Source organism: Methyloligella sp. GL2 (assembly GCF_013341275.1).
Taxonomy (GTDB): Bacteria; Pseudomonadota; Alphaproteobacteria; order Rhizobiales; family Methyloligellaceae; genus Methyloligella.
This window is the reverse complement of sequence record NZ_CP054476.1, coordinates 352066-371302: the sequence shown is the minus strand read 5'-3', so window position 1 is coordinate 371302 and position 19237 is coordinate 352066. Positions and strand designations below refer to the sequence as shown.

The following is a 19237-nucleotide window of genomic DNA, read 5'->3' as shown; positions in this document are numbered from 1 at the left end:
TGCCGTAAAATGCCGTTACGCCGCAGCGTATAAACCTTGAACCCCGAAGAAACTATCCCATATCGCGGAAATCATGGGTCCCACTGACTCCTCTCCCCAAATCTGGCACGGCACGACCATTTTGACAGTCCGCAAGGACGGCAAGGTCGTCGTAGCCGGCGACGGTCAGGTCAGCCTTGGCCAGACCGTCATCAAGGGCAATGCGCGGAAAGTCCGCCGGCTCGGCAATGGCGATGTCATTGGCGGGTTCGCCGGCGCCACCGCCGATGCCTTCACCCTATTCGAGCGCCTGGAAACCAAGCTTGAGCGGTTTCCGGGCCAGCTGAAACGCGCCTGCGTCGAACTCGCCAAGGATTGGCGCACCGACCGTTATCTGCGCCGGCTGGAAGCGATGATGATCGTCGCCGATGCCGACGAATCGCTGGTGCTGACTGGCACGGGCGACGTGCTGGAGCCCGATAATGCCGTCATGGGCATCGGCTCGGGTGGCAATTATGCCTACGCCGCCGCCCTTGCCCTGCTCGATACCGACCAGAGCGCCGAAGAGATCGCCCGCAAGGCCATGGCCATCGCCGCCCGCATCTGCGTTTACACCAATGACGAGGTGGTGGTTGAAAGCCTCGACGCGAAGCAATGAGTTTGTTTTGACGTCATTGCCGGGCACCCGGGTCCGGCTTAGCCGGCCCGAGCATAAACTTGACCCGGCAATCCAGGGCCACTCGATCGGCATTTGATGCCCTGGATGCCCGGCTCGAGCCCGGGCATGACGAAGTAGGATGAAGCAGTAATGAGTGATTTTTCCCCGCGTGAAATCGTTTCCGAGCTGGACCGGCATATCGTCGGCCAAAAGGATGCCAAGCGCGCCGTCGCCATCGCGCTGCGCAACCGCTGGCGCCGCCAGCAGCTCGACGAGGAGCTGCGCGAGGAGGTTCTGCCCAAGAACATCCTGATGATCGGCCCGACCGGTGTCGGCAAGACCGAGATCTCCCGCCGCCTGGCCAAGCTCGCCAACGCGCCCTTCATCAAGGTGGAGGCGACCAAGTTCACCGAGGTCGGCTATGTCGGCCGCGACGTCGATCAGATCGTCCGCGATCTGCTGGAAGCCGGCATCGCCCTGGTGAAGGACGCCAAGCGCAAAGAGGTCTCCGCCCGCGCCCAGCTCAATGCCGAGGAGCGCGTCGTCGACGCGCTGGTCGGCCAGGGCGCCAGCGAATCGACCCGCGACGCCTTCCGTAAGCGCTTGCGCGCCGGCGACCTGAACGACAAGGAAATCGATATCGAGGTCGCCGATACCGGCGGCGGCATGCCCTCCTTCGAGATCCCCGGCATGCCCGGCAGCCAGGTCGGCATGATCAATCTGAACGACATGCTGGGCAAGGCGCTGGGCGGCCGCACCAAGCCGCGCCGCGTTACTGTTCAGGATAGCTTCGACATCCTGATGGCGGAGGAATCCGACAAGCTGATCGACAACGACGTCATCGTTCAGGAAGCCATCAAGCTGGTCGAGAACGACGCTATCGTCTTCCTCGACGAGATCGACAAGATCGCCGCGCGCTCCGAGCGCATGGGCGCCGATGTCAGCCGCGAAGGCGTGCAGCGCGATCTGCTGCCGCTGATCGAGGGCACCACCGTCGGCACCAAATACGGACCGGTGAAGACCGACCATATCCTGTTCATCGCCTCGGGCGCCTTCCACGTCGCCAAGCCCTCCGACCTCCTGCCGGAGCTGCAGGGGCGCCTGCCGATTCGCGTCGAGCTGCGGGCGCTGACGCGCGAAGATTTCCGCCGCATCCTCACCGAGACCAAGGCCTCGCTGGTGAAGCAGTATGTGGCGCTGATGAAGACCGAAGGGCTGGAGCTGGAAATCACCGAGGACGCCATCGACGCCATCGCCGATATCGCGGTGGAGGTGAACACCAATGTGGAGAATATCGGCGCCCGCCGTCTCTCCACCGTGATGGAGCGGATCCTCGACGACATCTCCTTCGACGCCTCCGACAAGACCGGCGAGACGGTGGTGATCGACGGCGACTACGTCCGCAGCCATATCGGCGACCTGGCCAAGAACGCGGACTTGTCGAAGTTTATCCTTTAGGACGCGACGTTCGGCTCATCGCGGTGTCGGCGTAGCCAGTCTTCCATGAGACGATCCATTTCGCGGATTGTCTCCGGATTGCAGGCAACGTGACCCTCGCCCCAAAGCCGCGCGAAGCTCACGTCCCGCCCCAGACGCCGCAACGCGCTGAACATCTCCTCCGCTTGGCTCATGGGCACGTAGTCCCGGTCGCCATGCATCAGGAGCACCGGTGCGCTGATACTCTCAACACCAGAAAGTGGGCTGTTCTGCGCATAAGCATCGAGATGGTCCCAGGGTGGACCCGGTAAGTGCCACACTTTCTCGATCAGAGAGCCTCCATCAATCGGATCGCTTCGGTGGCGGCTGCGCGCGTCGAACGTGCCATGCGCCGAAATCAGATCATAAGCACCCGCCACCGCAATGCCGGAGCGGAATAGATCTGTCTTGGCGAGCAGGGTTAGTGTGGCCCATCCGCCGAAACTGTGTCCGGCAACCTGCATCCGTTCGCGATCGATACACCCGGCAGCCGCAACCGCATCGGCAGCAGCCGTGATCCATTCGACCACGACATCGGCAGCGCCCCGCTGCTCGACGATCTGATCGTCGAACGGAACCTCGGGCCGCACGACTGCAAACCCCATTGCCGCGAAGCGGTGCAGATTGAACGGTCCGAGTCCATTCGGCTTGTCGTACATCGCTGCCGGCAGCTGCGCGTTCGGATAAACCCAGAAGAGGGCCGGAAGCCGCTCATCTGGCCCCGCGCAAGGCGGCAGAATAACCGAGGTTTTGGCCGTGCCCAGCTCCGGATGGGTCACCTCGAACCGATGGATTGCACCCGATTGGACGTCGCTAAGATGGTGGTCCGTCTCGAACGCGGTCTCGGCGGAACCGTCCCGCAGCCAGATCACGCGGGTCGCATCGTCGTCGCGTGAAACGAAGATTTGGTCTCCGCGGTCGGTGATATCCAAGGCCAACGCGCTGTCATCCGAGACACCCGCGACCCCAGAAACCAAGGTAGGCGGATAAGGCACAATTTCCCGCCCGGCAAAACACTCTAGCTCTTTGGGCAAGTCTTTTTGGTGGGAGAAGCACTGCACCTCGCCGGTGTCGACATTGATGACCGCAGGCGATCCCGCCGGATAGGCCGCCATCTCGTCCCCGGACTGAATCTGGCTGATCGTCGAGCGGCTGCCATCCCGTGCCGCCCGCCAATGCGCTGCCTGCTCCGCGTCCCCGTGCCATTCGGTCTCAAGCACAAAGGGCAATTCGCCGTCAGGCAGCACTTCGCACGCAATTTTTTGCGAACTCAGCCAACCAAGCGGCGGCTTGGCCGGTTGCAGCGCGAGATTGGCGGTCGGCAAGATCCGCATCGTTGCTGCCCCGACATCGACAATCGCGGGGCGCACGAAGCGTGTTCCGTCGGTTGCGGCAAGAGCGATGCAGTTTCCGTCCGCCGACCAGCGGGGCGAGAAAACGCCGATTCCGTCCGGCGCTTCGATCCTGCGAGGCTTTTCGCGATCACGGTCAACAATCCAGAGTTCGCCGCGTTCGCCCCCGACAAGAAACGGCACGCCGAAGACCGGGGCATCTCGAAGGCCGCGCTGACAACAGATCGCGAGTGCCGAACCGCAAGGAGAAACGTCGAACTGCGGGCCGAAATATCCCTCAAAGCCATGTAGGCTCAAAATATCTTCGATAGAGAGAAGACGCTTTCGGGCAGGACTGGCCATCGGCAGAGACATGCAGTTGCTGGTCCATCGGGTCAACCGCAATGCGCGCAAGAACAACCTTGTGGGTGACGAAGGTTACCCCCGCCCCCGCTTAAGCCGCACATAGAGCGCGCCTTCGCCGCCGAGCCGGCGGGGGGCTTCGGAGAAGCTGATCACCACATCGGCGAGATCCGGCTGGGCCAGCCAGCCCGGCACCGACTGCTTCAGAACACCCCGCGGCTCTTCCGTATAGAAATTTTCCGATGACGTTTTCGGCGTGCCCTTGCCGGTGATCACAAGCACATGGCGAAGCCCGCGCGCCTGCGCCTCGCGCAAGAAACGGCGTAAAGCAGCGTGGGCCTGGCGCTGGCGCATGCCGTGCAGATCGAGCCGCGCTTCGACGGCGACGCGGCCCTTTTCCAGCGCACGCATCTCGCGCCGCTCCAAGGAGACCGCTTCGGGGCGCCGCTGCGGCAGCTGTTTCGCAGAAGGGGAGGGGGATTTGCGCGGCGGCAGCGCAACGGGCGGTTTCGCCGGCACCAAAGGCTTCGGCGCGGCCTTCGCCGGCTTGATCTCGGGCAGCCGCACCCGGTCGCGTTTTTTTAGAGGCGTGGCGCTGCCGGCGATGCGCTGCCACAGAGACAGATCGTCATCGTCTTCGCCGCCGCTGTTTCCGCCTTTTGCCATCGGCGCAACTCAAAGCTTCCGGCCGGCGCGGTCAAACGAAAATTAGTTGGCGGTCTGGGTGGAAACCAATTTCCAGTTCGGATCGCTGGAGCCGGTATCGCGGGCAAAGGTCCAGATATCGGTGACGTCGCGCACCGTCTCCGGATCGCCTTCGATCACCTCCTCATTAGAATTGCGCACCACGGTCACCAGCTCGGAACCGAACCGCACCGTCACCTGCGCAACGCTACCCTTCACCTCGGCCTCGATGATGTCGGCCTTCTGGATGCCGACCAATGTGGTCTCGGCTTTCTCGCCGCGCTCGCGCCGCTCGTCGATATTGCGCTTGAAGCTGTCGAACACATCCTCGTCCAGCAGCTGTTTCAGCACGGTTTCGTCGCCCTCGGCATAGCCGGCGATCACCATCTCGTAAGCGACCTTGGCACCTTCCAAGAAAGTGGCGGGGTCGAAATTCGGATCGGTGCGCAAAAGCTTGGTCAGCGATTTAGCCAGCGGGCTGCCTTTCGGCGCGAAATCCTCGATCCGCGCCTCGATATCGGCAGCCGACGGACCGGACGGCTCGGCCGAAGGCGAACCGCCCTCGCGCCGGCGCGGCAGATCCACCACCGTGTCGCTCGACTTGCCCTGCGGCACGCTGTTCTCGCCGGCCGAATAGGGATCGTAAGGCGGCCGCTCATTGCCGGTGCGGCGGCCCAGAACATTGCGCAGGCGGATGAAGATAACGACCGCCAACACGAGGAAGAGCAGCGTATAGATATCGAAAACTTCACTCATCGGTCGTCGTCACCTGTAGGTATTCGGAATACCGCCCGCTTTGAGCTAAACACATATAGAGAATGATATTGGTGCTCGCCCATCGTTTTGCCAGCCGGGCCGGATCGAAAAGTCAGACGGCCCCTGCTGACAGGCTTCTTGCAGACTAAGGCATTCGCGCCCCGCACGCCAACCCTAAACGGGCGAAACGGGCTTCGGGCCGTCACGGAACGTCAATTGCAGCGGCGATGCAGCCATGCTAGCGACAAGCGAAACGCCGGCACGGGCCGGCCAGGCAGCAATAGGGCAGGCGACAAAGCCGCACGGAACGGAAGATCAATGGCCGACGAAACCGAAAAAGAGACCAATGCCGGCGGCGAAGCCGAAGGCGCCGCGCAGATCAGCCTCAACGTGATTGGGCAATATATCAAGGATCTCTCCTTCGAGAGCCCCGGCGCGCCCAACTCCCTGCAATCCGACGGGCCTGCGCCGAAGCTGGAAGTTTCGGTCAACGTGCAGGCCAGCGGCAATGGCGAGAGCCTCTACGAGACCGTGCTGACGGTGCACGCCCACGCCAAACGCGGCGAGGACGTCGTCTATAATGTCGAGCTGGTCTATGGCGGCATGTTCCGCATCGAGAACGCCCCGCAGCAGATCCTGCAGCAAATTCTGCTGATCGACTGCCCGGCGATCCTGTTTCCCTTCGCCCGCCGGGTGATCGCCGATGTCAGCCGCGATGGCGGCTTCCCGCCGCTGATGCTGGATCCGATCGATTTCCGCTCGCTCTATGCGCGCAACATGGCCAACGCCCAGGCGCAGGCAAGCGCGTCGCAGGCCAACTAACCCGTCGAGAAATCGAAGAAGCGCTAGGCCTCGCCCTTGGCGGGGCCGCCGGACCACAGCGCCGGCGCGCCGAGCCCTTCCAGAAAGCGCTCATGGGCGGCGAGCTCCTCCTCGGTGATGCGGGGAGCGAGCGGAGCAGGCCGCGCCATCGCACCGCCGCCGCCGGCACTATCGAACGCAATCACCTGGCCGGACCGGGCGCCGAGCTCCAGCCGCGCCTGATGCCCGCCGGTCAGCTCCACATAGACGGAAGCCAATAGCCGGCAATCGAGCAGGGCGCCATGCTTGTCGCGCGCCGAAAGGTCGATGCTGTAGCGCTTGCACAGCGCATCCAGGCTGCAAGGTGACCCGGGATGGCGCCGCCGCGCCAGAGCCAGCGTATCGATCACCTGTTCCCAAGCGATCAGCCGCCGTTCGATATTTTCCAGCTCTGCGTTGAGGAAGCCGACATCGAACGGCGCGTTGTGGATCACCAGCTGGCCGCCCTCGATGAAGTCGAGAAAATCGTCGGCGACTTCGGCGAAGAGCGGCTTGTCGGCCAGAAATTCCGTGGAGAGCCCGTGCACCTCGAAAGCGCCCGGCGGTACGTCCCGCTCCGGATTGATATAGCGGTGCCACTCCCGCCCGGTGGGGATGCAGTTGAGAAGCTCGATGCAGCCGATCTCGACCAGGCGGTCGCCGTTCTTGGCATCGAAGCCTGTGGTTTCGGTATCGAGGATAATTTCGCGCAAAGCCCGCTCCCGCGAATCGTCTAGTCGGGTGAAGCAAGCATAGCGCGCAAGGACTCCATGGCCAGGCCCTGGCGCGATTTTACCTGTTCAAGAATCGCATCGACTTGCTCCTGCACCGCCTCCAGGCTGCCGCCCGTATCGATGACGAAGTCGGCGCGCTCCCGCTTCGCCGCATCGAGAAGCTGGCGGGCGAGCAGCGCGTTGAATTTTTCCTCGCTCATGCCCGGCCGCGACAGCACCCGCTCACGCTGGGCGTCCGCCGGCGCGCTGACCACAACGGTAACGTCGACGCGGGTCTGGGCGCCGGCTTCGAACAGCAGCGGAATTTCAAGAAGCGCGATTTCCGTCCCCGCCTTCTCTTGTTTTTCCAGGAAGGCGAACTCGGCCCTTAGCACCAGAGGATGCACGATCTCTTCCAGCGCCTTCAGCTTCTCCGGCGCGCCCGAGATGGCTTCTGCCAGCCGCGCCCGATCGACCTTGCCCTCTTCGGTGGTGCCGGGAAACGCCGCCTCGATCAGCGGCACCGCCGCCCCTTCATAAAGCCGGTGCACTTCGGCATCGGCATCGAGAACCGGCACGCCGCGTTTTGCAAAGCAGGCGGCCGTGGTGGTCTTGCCCATGCCGATGGAGCCGGTGAGACCGATGATCAGCATCAGGCCGCCTCTTTTTTGAGATCCGCCTCGAGCAGCGCGCGGAGCTCGTCCGTCACCTCCGGCCGCACGCCGAACCAGCGCGCGAAACCCGGCACCGCCTGGTGCATCAGCATGCCGAGCCCATCGACAGTGCGAAGCCCACGCGCCGAAGCCGTCTTCAGAAGCTCGGTTTGCAGCGGGCTATAGACAATGTCGGCAACCACCGCATCTTCCGGCAGCTTCTCCAGCGAAATCGACAAGGGCGGCTGGCCGGTCATACCGAGACTAGTGGTGTTGACCAGAAGCGCCGCGCCGGAAAGCGCATCTTCCCGCGCATCCCAATCGACCACCGCAACACGCGGACCGAAGCTTTGCGCCAGCGCCTCCGCCCGGTCCCGGCTGCGATTGGCGATAATCGCCTTCCCAGCGCCGGCCTCCAAAAGCCCATAGAGAATCGCCCGCGCCGCACCGCCCGCACCGAGCAGCACCGCCGTCTTGCCTTTGACGGAAAAACCGGGCGCTGCGGTTTCGAGCGCGGTCATAAAGCCGTAAGCGTCGGTATTCGCCGCCTGCAGCTTCCCGGCCGCGTCGAGCCAAAGCGTATTGGCCGCGCCGATGGCTTTTGCCGCTTCGTCCGCCTCGTCGGCGACGCGTAGCGCCGCTTCTTTATGCGGGATGGTGACATTGGCGCCGGCGAGCCCGTGCTTGCCAAGCGCACCGAGGAAGGTCTCGATCTCCTCCGGCGGCACGGCGCGTTTGTCGTAGGCACCGTCGATCCCGTATCGCTTCAGCCAATAGCCGTGAATCATCGGAGAGCGCGAATGTTCGATGGGCCAGCCGATGACGGATGCGTGTTTCATAATAATCGCGGCTAGCTCTCGATCACGCCGTTCTCGCGCAGCGCCGCAAGCAGATGCAGAAGCGGCAAGCCGAGCACGGAAAAATGGCTGCCTTCGATCTTGTCGAAGAGCTGCGCACCCAAACCTTCCACCTGGTAGGCGCCGACCGAACCGAGCACCTGATCGCCCGCCGCCGCCAGGTAATGCCCAATATATTCGGGGCTCATCTGCCGCATGGTTAGGGTCGAGATATCGGTATGCGACCAGATGGTCTCGCCGTCCTTGGCCAGAGCCACCGCGGTATGGAGCTGATGGGCACGGCCGCGAAGATCCAGCAGCACTTTGCGCGCCTCTTCCATATTGGCGCTCTTGGTGATGATCTGATCGTCCAGCGCCAGCACCTGATCGGCGCCGATCACATAAGCGTTCTGCGCCACGTCGCTGACCGCCTCAGCCTTGGCCCGTGCCAGCACCTCGGCGATATCGTGCGGCGACAGCATCTTCTCGCCGCTGACCGCCTGGCGCATCGCGCCCTCGTCGAGCCCTGGCGATTCGGTGATGAAGGTCAGCCCCACCTCGTTGAGCAGTTTGGCCCGGGTCGGACTGGAAGAAGCGAGGATCAAAGGCGGCTTGTTATGCTGAAAAATATTGGTCATTGGCTTTCCACCGGAAAATCGCGGTCGTGATAAAGACGGATGATGGCGGCTGCGGTTTCTTCGATCGAGCGCCGCGTCACGTCGATCACCGGCCAGCCATGGCGGGCGCAAAGCTGTTTCGTCTCGGCGATCTCCGCTGCGATCGCGTCGCGGTCGACATAGTCGTCGACATGAGATTGGAAGTGCTCAAGCACGCGGTTGTGACGTACCTGGGCAATACGGTCGGCGCTAGCGATCAGCCCCACCACCAGAACATGCTTGGCCGATTCCAACTGCACCGGAATCGGGATGCCGGAAACCAGCGGCACATTGGCGGTCTTGAAGCCGCGATTGGCCAGATAGATCGAGGTCGGCGTTTTCGAGGTCCGGCTGATCCCCACTAAGATAATGTCGGCATCCTCGATATGCGGCGGCAGATGGCCATCATCGTGCATCATCGAGAAATTCAGCGCTTCGATCCGCCGGAAGTAATCCGCATCGAGCGCATGCTGCGCTCCAACCGACGGTGTCGAGGGCGAACCGAGATAAGATTCCATCGCCTGCAGCACCGGCTGCAGTGCCGGCACGCAAGGAAGGTTCAGCCGCCGGCAGGTCTCCTCAAGCTGCGCCACCAGATCGGCATTCACCAGCGTATAGAGAACGATGCCCGGCACCGCCTCGATCTCGGCGAGCGCCCGGTCGAGATCGCGCCGCGTCCGCACTAGCGGATGCACATGTTCCATCGCCCGGAACTGGGCGTATTGCACCCGCGCAGCCTTGGCCATGGCGGTCAGCGTCTCCCCGGTCGCATCGGAGACCATATGCAGGTGGAAACTACGCGGGATATCCGTGGGCATGGCTCTGGATAACTGTCTAATGCTTTCCGGACAATGAGCGGGTCGGCCAATCCGTCCCCATCTCTTCGAATTTTGCCCTCAGCCTTGTTCACAGATTCGCTTGTGTAGAGAGAATGTGACGTTTGTCCCGGACGCCGCCAAACGGATTCTCACCCCCAATGCCTTCAAGCGATCCCGCACAGGTAGGACCACAGCTCATCAACAATGCCGAAGGCGTTCGAACTTCGTTTGACAGTCTAGCGTTGAGTTCCAGATCGAGGCAGCCTATCCACAAGCGCCATAAGCGTGTCGCAGAAGCGCGAGGGCCCGGACTCAAAACCCGTGGACGGACTTGGGACGAAACGGAATTGCCGCTTCCCCCAGCCCTATAAATAAAAACAGAAATCTTAAGAGAATCTTCTTTCTTTCTTATTTGGGGAGAACCGGACCGGTGGGAAAACCGTCGAACAAACCGCTCCTGGCGGCACTTCAGGGTGAAGCCCAAAGCCACATCCCGGTCTGGCTGATGCGCCAAGCCGGCCGCTATCTGCCGGAGTACCGGGAGACCCGCCAAAGCGTCGGATCCTTTCTCGAGCTCTGCCAGAACCCGGCTCTCGCCGCAGAGGTAACGCTGCAGCCGCTTCGCCGGTTCGATCTCGATGCGGCAATCATCTTCTCCGACATCCTGATCGTGCCCTTCGCGCTCGGTCAGGGGCTGGTCTTTGTCGAAGGCGAAGGTCCGAAGCTCGATGCGCTGGAAGATGCGCAGGCCATCGCCAAGCTGGAGCGCACCGATCCCTCGGACGATTTCGCACCCGTCTACGAAGCGCTGCAGCGGGTGAAGCCGGAGCTGCCGGAGAAGGCGGCGCTAATCGGCTTTTGCGGCGCGCCCTGGACCGTGGCGACCTACATGATCGAGGGCGGCGGCAGTAAGGATCACGCCAAGACGCGCGCCTTCGCCTATGAGGATCGCGAAGGATTTGCCGCGCTGATCGATCTTCTGGTGGAGACGTCGGCGAAATATCTCCTCGGTCAGGTAAAGGCCGGGGCCGAGGCCTTGCAGATTTTCGATAGCTGGGCCGGCAGCCTGCCGGAGGACGAATTCGCCCGCTGGTGCGTTGAGCCGACGCGCGCGCTGGTTGCCCGCATCCGGCAGGAAGCGCCGGATATCCCGATCATCGGCTTTCCCCGCGGCGCCGGAATGCTCGCGCCGAGCTACGCCAAGCAAACCGGCATCGACGCCGTCGGCTGCGATACCACCATGCCGCTGAGCTTCATCCGCGAGGAACTGCAGCCGCATCTGCCGGTGCAGGGCAATCTCGATCCGGTGCTGCTGATGGCAGGCGGCGAACGGCTGGACCGGCGGGTGAATGCGATTTTGGATGCGCTGGCCGGCGGGCCGTTCGTGTTCAATCTCGGTCACGGCATTTTGCCGCAAACCCCACCGGAGCATGTCGCCCATCTTGTGAGCCTGCTCCGAAGCCGGTAAGGCTAGAGATCGCTTAGCCAAGGGCTGCACGGTCCCCGCAGCGAAAAGCGAGCTGGGAAATTCACATGCTGATTGCCTATATCAAGGCGTTCCACATCATCGCGATCATCGCCTGGATGGCGGGACTGCTCTATCTGCCGCGGCTCTTCGTCTATCACGCCGAATCGAAGCCGGGATCGGAGCAGTCGGAGACCTTCAAGGTGATGGAAAAGCGGCTTTACCGCTACATCATCACCCCGGCCATGCTGGCCTCATGGCTGTTCGGCCTACTGCTGATCCATTACTTGATCGACTGGTCGAGCGATTTCTGGTTTCACGCCAAGCTGCTGCTAGTGATCGTGCTGTCCGGCTATACCGGCATCCTGGCCAAATGGATGAAAGGCTTCGCCCGCGACGCCAACACCCATTCGGCGAAATTTTACCGGATCGCCAATGAAGTGCCGACCGTGCTGATGATCCTGATCGTGATCCTGGTGGAGGTCCGGCCGTTCTGAGCCGAAGAGGCGAAAAACGCCTTTCAGCAGCATGCACCTGCTCTTTGCGCCGCTAAAGCTGTTCCCGAAGCTTAGAAACTCTGTTATAAGACGACTCGAATCCGATCCGGGAACGCATCTTCGGCCCGGTCTTTTCCTCAATAATCGGGTCACCCGGTGCGTAGCAGGCGTAAGACCTGCCTCACCCGTTGAGGTATTTTTTCTAAATTCCTTCCGATAGATCCGGTTCAGCCCGGTTCCACATCTGACGTTCGAAGTATCCCCCCAACTATTCGCTTTCCATTGGAGTTAAGCAGCGCATGCAGGAAATGAAGCTGCAAGATTTGAAGAGTAAATCGCCGACGGAGCTCTTGAGCTTCGCCGAAGAGGTCGAGGTCGAAAACGCTAGCTCCATGCGCAAGCAGGAGTTGATGTTCGCGATCCTGAAGCAGCTCGCCTCGCGCGATATCGACATCACCGGTACCGGTGTGGTCGAGGTCCTGCAGGACGGTTTTGGCTTCCTGCGCTCGCCGGATGTGAACTATCTGGCCGGTCCCGACGACATCTATGTCTCGCCCTCGCAAATCCGCCGCTTCGGCCTGCGCACCGGCGATACGGTGGAAGGCCAGATTCGCAGCCCCAAGGAAGGCGAGCGCTATTTCGCCCTGCTCAAGGTCAATACGATCAATTTCGAGGAGCCGGACAAGCAGCGCCACAAGATCCACTTCGACAATCTGACGCCGCTCTATCCCGATGAGTGGCTGCAGATGGAGGTGGACGATCCGACCAAGAAAGACATGACCGGCCGGGTGATCGATATCGTGGCGCCGCTGGGCAAGGGCCAGCGCGGCCTGATCGTGGCTCAGCCGCGCACCGGTAAGACGGTGATCCTGCAGAACATCGCCCATTCGATCACCTCAAACCATCCGGAATGCTACATGATCGTGCTGCTCATCGACGAGCGGCCCGAGGAAGTGACCGACATGCAGCGCTCGGTGAACGGCGAGGTTGTCTCCTCCACCTTCGATGAGCCGGCATCGCGCCATGTGCAGGTCGCCGAGATGGTGATCGAGAAGGCCAAGCGCCTGGTGGAGCATAAGCGCGACGTGGTGATCCTGCTGGACTCCATCACCCGCTTGGGCCGCGCCTACAACACCGTGGTGCCGTCCTCCGGCAAGGTGCTGACCGGCGGTGTCGACGCCAATGCCCTGCAGCGCCCGAAGCGGTTCTTCGGTGCCGCCCGCAATATCGAGGAAGGCGGCTCGCTGACCATCATTGCCACCGCCCTGATCGATACCGGCAGCCGCATGGATGAGGTGATCTTCGAAGAGTTCAAGGGCACGGGTAACTCCGAAATCGTGCTCGACCGCAAGGTGGCCGACAAACGTGTCTTCCCGGCGATCGACATTGCCCGTTCGGGTACGCGTAAAGAAGAGCTTCTGGTTCCGCCGCAACAGCTCAAGAAGATGTATGTGCTGCGCCGTATCCTGAACCCGATGGGCACGCAGGATGCGATCGAATTCTTGCTCGACAAGCTGAAACAGACCAAGGGCAACGACGAATTCTTCGAATCCATGAACACCTAGGATTTGAAGACTCGCGCCGCGGCGCGGCTGTCGTCCGGAAAAATCGGAAAAATGCTCAAGTTTTGAGCGGGCGGCCCGCGCCCGCATCAAGACCTTCTCAATAAATTATGGCTAACGTCTCCTTAAAGCTATGGGGAGACGTAATGAAGAGCAGTTTGAAATCCGAGCTGCCGGGGTGGTGGATTCTGCTTCCGGTTCTCGGTGCGTGTCTGGTCGCGATTCTGGCCGCGCATTTCGTTGGCTATTTCGCCGGGCTGGGCGCCGCGCTCCTTGTGGGGCCTCTCGCCGCCTGGGCAATCAATCGCCGCTTGCGGATGCTGGCAGGCGCCGTCGCCAAAGTGTCGGGCGGCGACCGCTACGCCACGATACCGGAACAGCCGGCCGGCCCGCTGGCCGAGCTTGCGACCGCCGCCATGGCGCTGCAGCGAGCCGCCATCGATGCCGATACCCGCGTGGTGGATCAGCGGCGCCGCGAGGCCGAGGCGCGGCTGCACTATGCCGGCCGCAGCTTCTTCACCAGCCAATTCCGCGACACGGTCGATCAGGTCACCCGCGCCTTCACTGCCGGCAGCAAGGAGATCGGCCATACGGCGAGCGATCTTGCCGAGCGGAACCGCTATATGCACGAGCAGGTGCAGCGCGCATCGCAGGATGCGGCGACGGCCGGCGCCGACGTGAATGCGCTCGGCGTTTCGGCCCGCGAGATCCTGAACAATATCCGCCGCTCGGCCGGCGACATCGCCGAATCGAAAGCCGTCAGCGAAAACGCGGTGGTCGATATCACCCGCGCCGACGAGAGCGTGCGAAGCCTGGCCTTTGCCGCCACCCGCATCGGCGAGGTGGTCGATCTAATCCACACCATTGCCCGGCAGACATCGCTGCTGGCGCTGAATGCCAGCATCGAGGCGGTGCGCTCGGGCGAAGCCGGCAAGGGCTTCGCGGTCGTCGCCAATGACGTGAAGCGCCTCGCCAAGCAGACCGCGCAAGCCACCGATGATATCTCCTCGCAGGTGCGCGGCATTCAGGACGCCGTCGATCAGACTGCCTCCGCGCTGCAGCAGGTCACCTCCAGCGTCGGCCGCATCAACGATGCCAACACCACGCTGCGCCATGTGCTCGAGGAGCAGACCAAGGAGCTCGACGAGATCGCCGGCCATGCCAGCGGCGTTGCTGAGCGCATTGCCGGCGCCCTGCCCGGTATCGGCGCGGCGGTCGGTCATGTCGATCACGCGGGCGAGCAGGTGATCGGCACGGCGCGCGAGCTGATCGGCCATTCCGAAGGTCTGGTCTCGACGGTGGGGCGCTACTTCGCCGACCTCGATAGCGGTGCCATCAAGATCGGCATCCTGCATTCCCTCTCCGGCACCATGACCGCCAGCGAACGGCCCCTGCAGGAGTTGCTGGTGATGATGATCGAGCAGTGCAATGCGGCCGGCGGCGTGCTCGGCCGGCCGGTCGAAGCGGTGATCACGGATCCGGGCTCCGATCCGAAGCGCTATGCCGCGCAGGCCCGCGAGCTGATCGAGGACGACGGCGTAGCGGCGATCTTCGGCTGCTGGACCAGCGCCTCGCGCAAAGAGGTGCTGCCGGTGGTGGAGAGTCGGAACAACCTTCTATTCTATCCCAGCCAGTATGAGGGCGAGGAGCAATCCTCAAATATCTTCTATACCGGCGCCACGCCGCAGCAGCAGGCGATCCCGGCGGTCGACTATCTACTGGCGCAGGGCAAGAAGCGCTTCTTCTTGATCGGCACGGACACGGTCTATCCGCGCACCACCAATGCGATCCTGACCCACTATCTCTATTCGAAAGGCATCAAGGGTGATGCCATCGCCGAATACTACACGCCGTTCGACCATCGCGATTGGCAAGACATCGTCGACTGGATCAAGCGCTTCGGCGCGGGTGGCAACACGGCGATCGTGAGCACGGTGAATGGCGATGCGAATATCTATCTGTTCCGCGAGCTCGCCGCCCAAGGCGTGACCGCCGCCGCGATCCCGGCCATGACGCTGTCGATTGGCGAGGCGGAATTGCCGGCACTCGCCGATCCGAGCCTCGCCGGCCATCTCGCCGCCTGGAACTATCTGAACGAGATCGACGCGCCCGAGAATAAACGCTTCGTCGCCGACTGGCGGCAATTCTCCGGCACGCCGAACGCCGTCACCGACGATCCTATGGAGGCGACCTGGATCGGCTTCCATCTTTGGAAGGCCGCCGTGGAGAAGGCCGGCATGACCGGGACCGACGCGGTGCGCGATGCGCTCTCCGGCATGGCGGTGCGCGCGCCGAGCGGGTTCGATGTCGTGATGGATCGGGAGAACCATCACCTGCACAAGCCGGCCTTCATCGGCCGCATCACCGCCGATGCCCGCATCACCCCGGTCTGGCGCAGCGAGACCCTGATCGATCCGATGCCGTGGAGCCCGTGGCTCTCTCTGCACGAGGAAGAGCGGCTGCGTCTGGCAGGCTAGGCCTCCACCTTGCGGGCTGACTTGATCGTCTTGATGAGATCGGTGCCCTCGGTAACCGGGGCAGCGCATTGCGGGCCGATGCAGACATAGGCGGTGGGCTTGCCGTCAAGCGCGGTCTTGCCGGCGGCGGGCGAGCCTTCGGGCAAAACTTCGCCGTCGGTGAAGCGCTCGATCACCGCGCCTGGTAGCGAGACGTCGCGCAAGGCTCCACGCAGCGAATCGGCGTCTTTGCCCTCCGGCGCGATGAACACCACTTGCGAGGGCGCCAGAACATCGATCGACGCATCGAGCAGCCCGGAATGGGCCAGCGGATTTTCTGCCGCCGCGCCGGAGAAGAAGGCGAGGATCTTCTCCGCCCGCTCCAGGTAGCGCGTCTCGCCGGTCCGCATATAGAGCGCCATCAGATGCGAGGTCATGCGCGGATTGGCGTTCGGTGTGGCGTCGTCATGGGCGCTGAGCGGACGCACGATCAGATCGTCGGTATCGTCGGCGGCGAAGTAATAGCCGCCGAGCTCGTCGGCCCAATAATGCGCATCCAGCACATCGACCCAGGCTTTCGCCTTGGCGACGTAGGCGGCCTCGCCGGTGACGTCGGCCAGCGCCAGCGCCGCACCGATCATATGCGCGTAATCCGCCGCGCTGGCCGGCGCCTTGGTCTCGCCCTCGCGGAAGGCATGGTTTAGCCGTCCCGCGATTTCCATCCGTGTACAGACGAAATCGAAGGCGCGCTTTGAAGCGTCGGTCCATTCGGGTTTGGCGAATGCATCGCCGGCCCGGGTGAGGCTTGCGATCATCAGCCCGTTCCAATCGGCCAGCACCTTGTCGTCGAAGCCCGGCCGCACCCGCTCGTCGCGAATGGCGAGGAGCTTGGCGCGCATTTCGGCGAGCTTGGCTTCGGAAGCCTCGTCGCCGAGCTCCGGCGCATCGAGCCGGTTGAGGATGCATTTGCCCTCGAAATTTCCTTCCTCGCTGACGTCGTAGACCGCCGCGAAGATCGCCGCATCCTCCGCTCCGAGCGCCGCCTCGATCTCGGCCTTGCTCCAGACATAGAACTTGCCCTCCTCGCCCTCGCTATCGGCGTCGAGCGAAGAGGCGAAGCCGCCGCCCTCCACGGTCATCTCGCGTAAGAGCCAGCCGACCGTCTCCTCGGCGCGCTGGGCGAAGAGCGGCAGCTTGGTCTCGCGCCACACCTCACTCATCAGCCCGAGCAGCAGCGCATTGTCGTAGAGCATCTTCTCGAAATGCGGCACCAGCCAGCGCTCGTCCACAGCGTAGCGGGCGAAGCCGCCGCCGAGATGATCGTAGATGCCGCCTTGCGCGATTCGCGTCAGGGTCAGGATCACGCGCTGTTTCGCTTCGTCGACCCCGTAGCGCAGCCCAGCCCGCCATAAGAATCCGAACAGATTGGTCTGCGGAAATTTCGGTGCGCCGCGAAGGCCGCCATTGACGGGATCGATCACCTCGGCGAAGCGTCGGGCGAGCTCGGCGAGGATGGCATCGTTGGGCGGCTCGGCCCCGAGCCGTGGCGGCGCCGGCTGTAGCCGGCCCTTGATCGCATCGGCATTCTGGCGGACGCGGGCGGGTTCGCCGGCGTAGATGCGCGCCACCTCCTGCAGCACGGTGACGAAGCCCGGCCGGCCGTATCGCGGCTCCTTGGGAAAATACGTGCCGCCCCAGAACGGCTCGCCATCGGAGGTGAGGAACATGGTGAGCGGCCAGCCGCCCTGCTCGCCGAGTTCCTGCAGCGCACTCATATAGACGCTGTCGACGTCGGGCCGCTCTTCGCGATCGACCTTGATGTTGACGAAGAGATCGTTCATCACCGCCGCGACCTGCTCGTCTTCGAAGCTTTCATGCGCCATGACGTGGCACCAGTGACAGGCGGCGTATCCGACCGAGAGCAGGATTGGCTTTCCGGTCTCGCGTGCGTGGGCCAAGGCGTCCGGCCCCCAGGCCCACCAATCGACGGGATTGTCACGATGTTGAAGCAGATAAGGGCTTGTTTCCGAACCCAGGCGGTTTTGGCTTGCGAGGTCTGTCATGCCGCTCCTATTCATTTGCACCTCAAGGTAGCCTCGATCCTTGACGGCCGATAGCGTTGCCACCGATTGATCGTCTCCAGATGAAAACCGCCGACACCATTGCCGCTCTTGCCAGCGGCCAGGGCCGCGCCGCCATCGCTGTCTTCCGCATCTCCGGCGACAAGACGGCCGCTGTGCTGCGTGCGCTTTGCGGCGAGGTCCCGCCGCCGCGCCACGCCTCGTTTCGGAAAGTGATCGACCCCAAGACAGGTTCCCTGATCGACCGCGGCATCGTGCTGTGGTTTCCGGGACCGGCGAGCTTCACCGGCGAGGACATGGCCGAGATCCAATGCCATGGCGGCCGTGCCGTCACCGAGGCGGTGCTGGGCGCGATCCTCAAGATCGAGGGCGTGCGCTTGGCCGATCCGGGCGAGTTCGCCTGGCGGGCGTTCGAGACTGGCAAGCTGGATATCAGCGAGGTGGAAGGCCTCGCCGATCTGATCAATGCCGAGACCGCGGCGCAGGCACGTCAGGCGTTGAACCAGGCCGAAGGCCGCTTGCGCGAGACGGCGGAGAGCTGGCGCACCGCCCTGCTCCGGGCCCAGGCTCTGGCCGAGGCGAGTATCGATTTCTCCGACGAAAGCGACGTGGCCGCTGGTGCCATGGATGAGGCAGCGGAAATTTCCGTGCGCCTCCGCCGCGAGCTGAAGACGGAACTTTCCAGGCGCAGCGGCGAAGCGCTACGCGGCGGCTTCCGCATCGTCATCGCCGGTCCGCCCAATGCCGGCAAGTCGAGCCTGCTGAATGCGCTCAGCCGGCGCGATGTCGCTATCGTTTCGGAGGAAGCCGGCACCACTCGCGACGTGCTGGAAGTGCATCTGGATCTTAGCGGTTTGCCGGTGATCCTGATCGACACGGCGGGGCTTCGCGAGGCCGAAGGTGCGGTGGAATCGGAAGGCATTCGCCGGGCGCTGGAGCGGGTTCGCGACGCCGATCTGATCCTCTGGCTGAACGACGCGACCGTCACCTTGCAGGCGCCGCCGGACGATCTTGCCGGCAAGGAATTCCTGCCCGTCGCCACCAAGGTGGATCTGCTCCGTGCTCCCGATGGCTGGCTGGGGATTTCCGCCGTCAGCGGCGAGGGTATCGACGCGCTTCTGAAGCAGCTCTCCGAGCGGGCGCTGAACCGTCTGTCCCCCGGCTCCGCCGCGCCGGTGATCACCCGCGCCCGTCACCGCATCGAGATCGAAGCCGCCGAAGCGGCGTTGCGCCGTTTCACCGAGGCGCCGTCCGACCGGCCCGAGCTGAAGGCCGAGGAGCTGCGTGTTGCTGCCCGGCATCTCGGGCGCCTCACCGGCCATATCGATGTCGAGGAAGTGCTCGGCGCTATTTTCGGCGAATTCTGCATCGGCAAATAGCACCAGTCCGAGCGTCAGTCCGTTCCGGGACCCA

General features: G+C 63.2%; 17 protein-coding genes. 8 read left to right on the top strand and 9 right to left on the bottom strand.

Features of this window, described 5'->3' with window-relative positions; genetic code table 11:
- The first annotated feature begins 73 nt into the window (after window positions 1–73).
- Window positions 74–637 (top strand): ATP-dependent protease subunit HslV, encoded by a 564-nt coding sequence (gene hslV, locus HT051_RS01740; protein ID WP_174540437.1) that lies wholly within the window; start codon window positions 74–76, stop codon window positions 635–637.
- A 150-nt stretch (window positions 638–787) separates the two neighbouring features.
- Window positions 788–2095 carry an ATP-dependent protease ATPase subunit HslU gene (hslU, locus tag HT051_RS01735; protein ID WP_174540436.1) on the top strand — a complete coding sequence of 436 codons (1308 nt, stop codon included), beginning with the start codon at window positions 788–790 and terminating at the stop codon, window positions 2093–2095.
- Here hslU and HT051_RS01730 read toward each other — a convergent pair.
- The 3 genes from HT051_RS01730 to HT051_RS01720 form a co-directional block, all read right to left on the bottom strand.
- Complete coding sequence (locus HT051_RS01730; protein WP_174540435.1) at window positions 2092–3819, bottom strand: prolyl oligopeptidase family serine peptidase; 1728 nt, start codon at window positions 3817–3819, stop codon at window positions 2092–2094. The genes hslU and HT051_RS01730 overlap by 4 nt on opposite strands.
- A 63-nt stretch (window positions 3820–3882) precedes the next feature.
- Window positions 3883–4473 carry a Smr/MutS family protein gene (locus HT051_RS01725; RefSeq protein WP_174540434.1) on the bottom strand — a complete coding sequence of 197 codons (591 nt, stop codon included), beginning with the start codon at window positions 4471–4473 and terminating at the stop codon, window positions 3883–3885.
- Window positions 4474–4515: 42 nt separating this feature from the next.
- Entirely contained in the window at window positions 4516–5247 is a 732-nt protein-coding gene (locus tag HT051_RS01720; RefSeq protein WP_174540433.1) for a Tim44/TimA family putative adaptor protein, read from the bottom strand.
- A gap of 318 nt (window positions 5248–5565) precedes the next feature.
- On the opposite strand from HT051_RS01720, the gene secB reads away from it, so the two are divergent.
- A complete protein-coding gene (secB, locus tag HT051_RS01715; protein ID WP_174540432.1) occupies window positions 5566–6069 on the top strand; it encodes a protein-export chaperone SecB in 504 nt (167 codons plus the stop codon).
- Window positions 6070–6092: 23 nt separating this feature from the next.
- Here the strand turns inward: secB and dnaQ are convergent, their stop codons facing one another.
- Genes dnaQ through HT051_RS01690 form a run of 5 tightly spaced genes read right to left on the bottom strand, consistent with a single transcriptional unit; the run spans window position 6093 to window position 9763 of the window.
- Complete coding sequence (gene dnaQ, locus HT051_RS01710) at window positions 6093–6800, bottom strand: DNA polymerase III subunit epsilon (protein ID WP_174540431.1); 708 nt, start codon at window positions 6798–6800, stop codon at window positions 6093–6095.
- A 20-nt stretch (window positions 6801–6820) separates the two neighbouring features.
- Window positions 6821–7453: a dephospho-CoA kinase gene (gene coaE / locus HT051_RS01705; protein WP_174540430.1), complete on the bottom strand. Its 633-nt coding sequence runs from the start codon at window positions 7451–7453 to the stop codon at window positions 6821–6823.
- Window positions 7453–8292, bottom strand: a complete 840-nt coding sequence (locus HT051_RS01700) for a shikimate dehydrogenase (RefSeq protein ID WP_174540429.1) — start codon at window positions 8290–8292, stop codon at window positions 7453–7455. The genes coaE and HT051_RS01700 overlap by 1 nt, the downstream gene beginning before the upstream one ends.
- Window positions 8293–8303: 11 nt before the next feature.
- Window positions 8304–8927, bottom strand: coding sequence for a nucleoside triphosphate pyrophosphatase (locus HT051_RS01695; RefSeq protein WP_174540428.1), 624 nt, complete (start codon window positions 8925–8927; stop codon window positions 8304–8306).
- Window positions 8924–9763 (bottom strand): pyruvate, water dikinase regulatory protein, encoded by an 840-nt coding sequence (locus HT051_RS01690; RefSeq protein WP_174540427.1) that lies wholly within the window; start codon window positions 9761–9763, stop codon window positions 8924–8926. Before HT051_RS01690 ends, HT051_RS01695 begins: the two co-directional genes overlap by 4 nt.
- 430 nt (window positions 9764–10193) lie before the next feature.
- Between HT051_RS01690 and hemE the strand changes: the two genes are divergently transcribed.
- From hemE to HT051_RS01670, 4 genes are all read left to right on the top strand, one after another.
- Window positions 10194–11231 (top strand): uroporphyrinogen decarboxylase, encoded by a 1038-nt coding sequence (hemE, locus tag HT051_RS01685; RefSeq protein ID WP_174540426.1) that lies wholly within the window; start codon window positions 10194–10196, stop codon window positions 11229–11231.
- A 68-nt stretch (window positions 11232–11299) separates the two neighbouring features.
- Entirely contained in the window at window positions 11300–11725 is a 426-nt protein-coding gene (gene hemJ / locus HT051_RS01680; RefSeq protein WP_246810278.1) for a protoporphyrinogen oxidase HemJ, read from the top strand.
- A gap of 299 nt (window positions 11726–12024) precedes the next feature.
- A complete protein-coding gene (gene rho, locus HT051_RS01675) occupies window positions 12025–13290 on the top strand; it encodes a transcription termination factor Rho (RefSeq protein ID WP_174540424.1) in 1266 nt (421 codons plus the stop codon).
- Window positions 13291–13397: 107 nt separating this feature from the next.
- Window positions 13398–15764: a transporter substrate-binding protein gene (locus HT051_RS01670; protein WP_371740595.1), complete on the top strand. Its 2367-nt coding sequence runs from the start codon at window positions 13398–13400 to the stop codon at window positions 15762–15764.
- Here HT051_RS01670 and HT051_RS01665 read toward each other — a convergent pair.
- Window positions 15761–17806, bottom strand: a complete 2046-nt coding sequence (locus tag HT051_RS01665; protein WP_174540422.1) for a thioredoxin domain-containing protein — start codon at window positions 17804–17806, stop codon at window positions 15761–15763. The two genes, HT051_RS01670 and HT051_RS01665, sit on opposite strands and share 4 nt — an antisense overlap.
- Window positions 17807–17886: 80 nt before the next feature.
- Between HT051_RS01665 and mnmE the strand changes: the two genes are divergently transcribed.
- Window positions 17887–19203, top strand: coding sequence for a tRNA uridine-5-carboxymethylaminomethyl(34) synthesis GTPase MnmE (gene mnmE / locus HT051_RS01660; protein ID WP_174540421.1), 1317 nt, complete (start codon window positions 17887–17889; stop codon window positions 19201–19203).
- Window positions 19204–19237: the final 34 nt, after the last annotated feature.

What these genes read in the sequence shown, in the direction of transcription:
- HT051_RS01700 (WP_174540429.1), bottom strand. Translation starts at nt 8,292, where the DNA reads ATGAAACACGCATCCGTCATCGGCTGGCCCATCGAACATTCGCGCTCT.
- secB (WP_174540432.1), top strand. Translation starts at nt 5,566, where the DNA reads ATGGCCGACGAAACCGAAAAAGAGACCAATGCCGGCGGCGAAGCCGAA.
- HT051_RS01725 (WP_174540434.1), bottom strand. Translation starts at nt 4,473, where the DNA reads ATGGCAAAAGGCGGAAACAGCGGCGGCGAAGACGATGACGATCTGTCT.
- HT051_RS01665 (WP_174540422.1), bottom strand. Translation starts at nt 17,806, where the DNA reads ATGACAGACCTCGCAAGCCAAAACCGCCTGGGTTCGGAAACAAGCCCT.
- hslU (WP_174540436.1), top strand. Translation starts at nt 788, where the DNA reads ATGAGTGATTTTTCCCCGCGTGAAATCGTTTCCGAGCTGGACCGGCAT.
- HT051_RS01690 (WP_174540427.1), bottom strand. Translation starts at nt 9,763, where the DNA reads ATGCCCACGGATATCCCGCGTAGTTTCCACCTGCATATGGTCTCCGAT.
- rho (WP_174540424.1), top strand. Translation starts at nt 12,025, where the DNA reads ATGCAGGAAATGAAGCTGCAAGATTTGAAGAGTAAATCGCCGACGGAG.
- coaE (WP_174540430.1), bottom strand. Translation starts at nt 7,453, where the DNA reads ATGCTGATCATCGGTCTCACCGGCTCCATCGGCATGGGCAAGACCACC.
- HT051_RS01720 (WP_174540433.1), bottom strand. Translation starts at nt 5,247, where the DNA reads ATGAGTGAAGTTTTCGATATCTATACGCTGCTCTTCCTCGTGTTGGCG.
- HT051_RS01730 (WP_174540435.1), bottom strand. Translation starts at nt 3,819, where the DNA reads ATGTCTCTGCCGATGGCCAGTCCTGCCCGAAAGCGTCTTCTCTCTATC.
- hslV (WP_174540437.1), top strand. Translation starts at nt 74, where the DNA reads ATGGGTCCCACTGACTCCTCTCCCCAAATCTGGCACGGCACGACCATT.
- HT051_RS01670 (WP_371740595.1), top strand. Translation starts at nt 13,398, where the DNA reads ATGGCTAACGTCTCCTTAAAGCTATGGGGAGACGTAATGAAGAGCAGT.
- HT051_RS01695 (WP_174540428.1), bottom strand. Translation starts at nt 8,927, where the DNA reads ATGACCAATATTTTTCAGCATAACAAGCCGCCTTTGATCCTCGCTTCT.
- mnmE (WP_174540421.1), top strand. Translation starts at nt 17,887, where the DNA reads ATGAAAACCGCCGACACCATTGCCGCTCTTGCCAGCGGCCAGGGCCGC.